The sequence below is a fragment of the Brevibacterium linens ATCC 9172 genome (genome assembly GCF_900169165.1).
GTDB lineage: Bacteria > Actinomycetota > Actinomycetes > Actinomycetales > Brevibacteriaceae > Brevibacterium > Brevibacterium linens.
Genome location: NZ_FXYY01000049.1, coordinates 1 through 5,685, shown reverse-complemented (window position 1 = coordinate 5,685; position 5,685 = coordinate 1). Strand labels below are relative to the sequence as shown.

Below are 5,685 nucleotides of genomic sequence, written 5' to 3'. Positions count from 1 at the left end.
TGGTGTGGTGATGGGTGTGTGTTTGTGGTTTGAGAATCCAATAGCGTGTTTGTTTGAACAAGTTGTGATGCCAGAACAATTTATTTTCTGGTAAGACAATCACCTGGCCAAACAGTGGTTCACCCTCGTGTGGGTGGTTCTTCGCCGAACCTCCTGCCGTTAAGTGGGGTGGATGGTGTGTTTGGTCAGTAATTTTATGGGTCAACCTTCTCACCCCGTGAGGGGTTGGCTGTCTTGCTGGGATTCATTCGTTACATAAAGTTTTTTATGGAGAGTTTGATCCTGGCTCAGGACGAACGCTGGCTGCGTGCTTAACACATGCAAGTCGAACGCTGAAGCCGGGTGCTTGCACCTGGTGGATGAGTGGCGAACGGGTGAGTAACACGTGAGTAACCTGCCCCCGATTTCGGGATAAGCCCGGGAAACTGGGTCTAATACCGGATACGACCAATCCTCGCATGAGGGTTGGTGGAAAGTTTTTCGATCGGGGATGGGCTCGCGGCCTATCAGCTTGTTGGTGGGGTAATGGCCTACCAAGGCGACGACGGGTAGCCGGCCTGAGAGGGCGACCGGCCACACTGGGACTGAGACACGGCCCAGACTCCTACGGGAGGCAGCAGTGGGGAATATTGCACAATGGGGGAAACCCTGATGCAGCGACGCAGCGTGCGGGATGACGGCCTTCGGGTTGTAAACCGCTTTCAGCAGGGAAGAAGCCGTAAGGTGACGGTACCTGCAGAAGAAGTACCGGCTAACTACGTGCCAGCAGCCGCGGTAATACGTAGGGTACGAGCGTTGTCCGGAATTATTGGGCGTAAAGAGCTCGTAGGTGGTTGGTCACGTCTGCTGTGGAAACGCAACGCTTAACGTTGCGCGTGCAGTGGGTACGGGCTGACTAGAGTGCAGTAGGGGAGTCTGGAATTCCTGGTGTAGCGGTGAAATGCGCAGATATCAGGAGGAACACCGGTGGCGAAGGCGGGACTCTGGGCTGTAACTGACACTGAGGAGCGAAAGCATGGGGAGCGAACAGGATTAGATACCCTGGTAGTCCATGCCGTAAACGTTGGGCACTAGGTGTGGGGGACATTCCACGTTCTCCGCGCCGTAGCTAACGCATTAAGTGCCCCGCCTGGGGAGTACGGTCGCAAGGCTAAAACTCAAAGGAATTGACGGGGGCCCGCACAAGCGGCGGAGCATGCGGATTAATTCGATGCAACGCGAAGAACCTTACCAAGGCTTGACATACACTGGACCGTTCTGGAAACAGTTCTTCTCTTTGGAGCTGGTGTACAGGTGGTGCATGGTTGTCGTCAGCTCGTGTCGTGAGATGTTGGGTTAAGTCCCGCAACGAGCGCAACCCTCGTTCTATGTTGCCAGCACGTGATGGTGGGAACTCATAGGAGACTGCCGGGGTCAACTCGGAGGAAGGTGGGGATGACGTCAAATCATCATGCCCTTTATGTCTTGGGCTTCACGCATGCTACAATGGCTGGTACAGAGAGAGGCGAACCCGTGAGGGTGAGCGAATCCCTTAAAGCCAGTCTCAGTTCGGATCGTAGTCTGCAATTCGACTACGTGAAGTCGGAGTCGCTAGTAATCGCAGATCAGCAACGCTGCGGTGAATACGTTCCCGGGCCTTGTACACACCGCCCGTCAAGTCACGAAAGTCGGTAACACCCGAAGCCGGTGTCCCAACCCCCTTTGTGGGGAGGGGGCCGTCTAAGGTGGGACTGGTGATTGGGACTAAGTCGTAACAAGGTAGCCGTACCGGAAGGTGCGGCTGGATCACCTCCTTTCTAAGGAGCACACATCAGAACCCCAACGAACCAGCCGTACGTGTTGGTGTTGGGTGCTCAAGGGTGGAACATCACTTCTTTCGCTCATCCAACCAGCGTGGTGTGGCCTGTGTGCCATGACGACGGTGGTGATCGGGTGGGCTAGGACGAACACGTTATTGGGTCCTGGAATCACAAACCCCGCACAGTGTGTGTGGGTGTGGTTTCAACCAACAGGACCAACCCGACGGCCAGACAGCAGCGTGAAGCGGTTGTGTGGTGGTGGGTGTTTGGTAGTGGTTTGAGAATCGTATAGTGGACGCGAGCATCAAATAACACGAAAGTGTTGTTTATGTAATGTGATTTTTCTTGTCATCATCTAGTTGAGGTGAATGAAACAATTTTTCGCGCACACGAAGCCGGCCCTGTTTGGGGGTTGGGTGAGTGTGTAAGAGCGCATGGTGGATGCCTTGGCATCAGGAGCCGATGAAGGACGTGGAAATCTGCGATAAGCCTCGGGGAGCCGATAAACAGGCGTTGATCCGAGGGTCTCCGAATGGGGAAACCCCGCCACTCGTGAGGGTGGTGACCCGTGTCTGAATATATAGGGCATGTGGAGGGAACGCGGGGAAGTGAAACATCTCAGTACCCGCAGGAAGAGAAAATAACAATGATTCCGGGAGTAGTGGCGAGCGAAACTGGATGAGCCTAAACCTTGTCAGTGTCAAGCGTGCTGGTGTTGCTGTCAGGGTGTTGTGGGGTGTGCATGGTCCGGTTCAGCATGACTGGTCCGCGAGCGTGGTTGGTGTAGTCGAACCTGGTGGGAAACAGGACCGGAGTGGGTGAGAGTCCCGTAGACGAAACATCAGCCTGTCGTGGTGTGTGCGTTGCCCGAGTAGCACGGAACTCGTGGAATTTCGTGTGAATCTGCCAGGACCACCTGGTAAGGCTAAATACTTCCTGATGACCGATAGCGGAATGAGTACCGTGAGGGAATGGTGAAAAGTACCCCGGGAGGGGAGTGAAAGAGTACCTGAAACCATGTGCTTACAATCCGTCAGAGCAGTATCTTGATGACTGTGATGGCGTGCCTTTTGAAGAATGAGCCTGCGAGTTAGCGGTACGTGGCGAGGTTAACCCGTGTGGGGTAGCCGTAGCGAAAGCGAGTCCGAATAGGGCGAGTCAGTCGCGTGTCCTAGACCCGAAGCGGAGTGATCTAGCCATGGGCAGGGTGAAGCGTGTGTAAGAGCGCGTGGAGGCCCGCACCCACTTCAGTTGAAAATGGAGGGGATGACCTGTGGTTAGGGGTGAAAGGCCAATCAAACTCTGTGATAGCTGGTTCTCCCCGAAATGCATTTAGGTGCAGCGTTGCGTGGTTCTTGCTGGAGGTAGAGCTACTGGATGGCTGATGGGCCCTACCGGGTTACTGACGTCAACTAAACTCCGAATGCCAGTCAAGGTTCAGCGTGGCAGTGAGACAGTGGGGGATAAGCTTCATTGTCGAGAGGGAAACAGCCCAGACCATCAACTAAGGCCCCTAAGCGTGTGCTCAGTGGGAAAGGATGTTCAGTTGCGAAGACAACCAGGAGGTTGGCTTAGAAGCAGCCATCCTTGAAAGAGTGCGTAATAGCTCACTGGTCAAGTGATTGAGCGCCGATAATGTAGCGGGGCTAAGTACACCGCCGAAGTTGTGGCAGCACCACGTATAGCCGTAATGGTGTGGTGTTGGGTAGGGGAGCGTCGAGTTGCTGGTGAAGTCGCCGTGTGAACGAGTGGTGGAAGCGATTCGAGTGAGAATGCAGGCATGAGTAGCGAAAGACGGGTGAGAAACCCGTCCACCGGATGACCAAGGGTTCCAGGGCTAGGCTAATCCGCCCTGGGTAAGTCGGGACCTAAGGCGAGGCCGACAGGCGTAGTCGATGGACAACCAGTTGATATTCTGGTACCGACACACAACCGACAGTACCAAAACACATGAGACTAACCCTGTGATGACCCCGTCAGGCCTTCGGGCCTGTGGTTGGGTTTGAGTGGGGGACCTGAGTGTGGAGTCGGTAAGCGTGAGGTGTGACGCAGAAAGGTAGCCAGGCCGTGCGATGGTAGTCACGGTCTAAGGTTGTAGCACGTGGGGGTAGGTAAATCCGTCCCCGCAAGTGTGTGAGAGCTGATGGGCGCCCCACATTGGTGGGGTGATCTGGTGATCCTCTGCTGCCGAGAAAAGCATCGACGTGAGGGTGTGTGTTGCCCGTACCCTATAACCGACACAGGTGGTCGAGTAGAGAATACTAAGGTGATCGAGAGAATCGTGGTTAAGGAACTCGGCAAAATGCCCCCGTAACTTCGGGAGAAGGGGGACCATCCCGGTGAACCATCCTTGCGGTGGGATGTGCTGGTGGTGGTCGCAGAGGCCAGAGAGAAGCGACTGTTTATTAAAAACACAGGTCCGTGCGAAGATGTAAGTCGATGTATACGGACTGACGCCTGCCCGGTGCTGGAAGGTTAAGAGGACCTGTTAACCCCGTTAGGGGTGAAGCGGAGAATTTAAGCCCCAGTAAACGGCGGTGGTAACTATAACCATCCTAAGGTAGCGAAATTCCTTGTCGGGTAAGTTCCGACCTGCACGAATGGCGTAACGACTTCTCTGCTGTCTCAACCACGAACTCGGCGAAATTGCATTACGAGTAAAGATGCTCGTTACGCGCAGCAGGACGGAAAGACCCCGAGACCTTCACTATAGTTTGGTATTGGGATTCGGTGTGGTTTGTGTAGGATAGGTGGAAGACTGGGAAGCCTCGACGCTAGTTGGGGTGGAGTCGATCGGTGAAATACCACTCTGACCATAGTGGATTCCTTAACTTCGGACCCTGATCGGGTTCAGGGACAGTGCCTGATGGGTAGTTTAACTGGGGCGGTTGCCTCCTAAAGAGTAACGGAGGCGCCCAAAGGTTCCCTCAGCCTGGTTGGCAATCAGGTGTCGAGTGTAAGTGCACAAGGGAGCTTGACTGTGAGACGGACGTGTCGAGCAGGAGCGAAAGCTGGGACTAGTGACCCGGCCATGGCTTGTGGAAGCGTGGTCGCTCAACGGATAAAAGGTACCTCGGGGATAACAGGCTGATCTTGCCCAAGAGTCCATATCGACGGCATGGTTTGGCACCTCGATGTCGGCTCGTCGCATCCTGGGGCTGGAGTCGGTCCCAAGGGTTGGGCTGTTCGCCCATTAAAGCGGTACGCGAGCTGGGTTTAGAACGTCGTGAGACAGTTCGGTCCCTATCCGCTGCGTGCGTAGGAAATTTGTGGAGGTCTGTCCTTAGTACGAGAGGACCGGGACGGACGAACCTCTGGTGTGCCAGTTGTTCCGCCAGGAGCATGGCTGGTTGGCTACGTTCGGGATGGATAACCGCTGAAAGCATCTAAGCGGGAAGCCGGCTCCGAGATGAGATTTCCAACTGACGTTGAGTCAGGGGAGGTGTCCTATAGATGATGGGGTTGATAGGCCGGGTATGGAAGCACAGCAATGTGTGGAGTTGACTGGTACTAATACACCGATCACTCATCAACCATCCTTTTGGGGTTGGTGTGTGCGAAAAGATGTTTTGTTTTTTCTAGGATGGCTTGAAGTTCACACTCTTTGGGGTGTGCGTATTACATAGTTTTTGGTGTTCGCGTTCGCTGTGCGGTTCTTGGACCGCTACCACTCAAACGTGGGTTTGGGTGTGTGTGGTCTGTGTGGTTTTGCGGTGGTGATAGTGGTGGGGAAACGCCCGGTTAACCGTTCCGATCCCGGTAGCTAAGCCCATTCGCGCTGATGGTACTGCAACTTGGTGGTTGTGGGAGAGTAAGTGACTGCCGCAATGTTTTTTAAGGTGATGGCCTCGTCCAGTGTTTGGGCGGGGCCATCACTGTATTCACG

General features: G+C 54.6%; 3 rRNA genes. All 3 read left to right on the top strand.

What is annotated here, in order from left to right:
- Positions 1-264: 264 nt before the first annotated feature.
- A 16S ribosomal RNA gene (locus tag BLIN9172_RS17490) occupies positions 265-1,796 on the top strand.
- A 417-nt stretch (positions 1,797-2,213) separates the two neighbouring features.
- Positions 2,214-5,333, top strand: a 23S ribosomal RNA gene (locus BLIN9172_RS17485).
- A 175-nt stretch (positions 5,334-5,508) separates the two neighbouring features.
- Positions 5,509-5,627: ribosomal RNA gene (gene rrf / locus BLIN9172_RS17480) — 5S ribosomal RNA — on the top strand.
- Together the 16S, 23S and 5S rRNA genes form the textbook arrangement of a ribosomal RNA operon.
- The last annotated feature ends 58 nt before the right edge of the window (positions 5,628-5,685 follow it).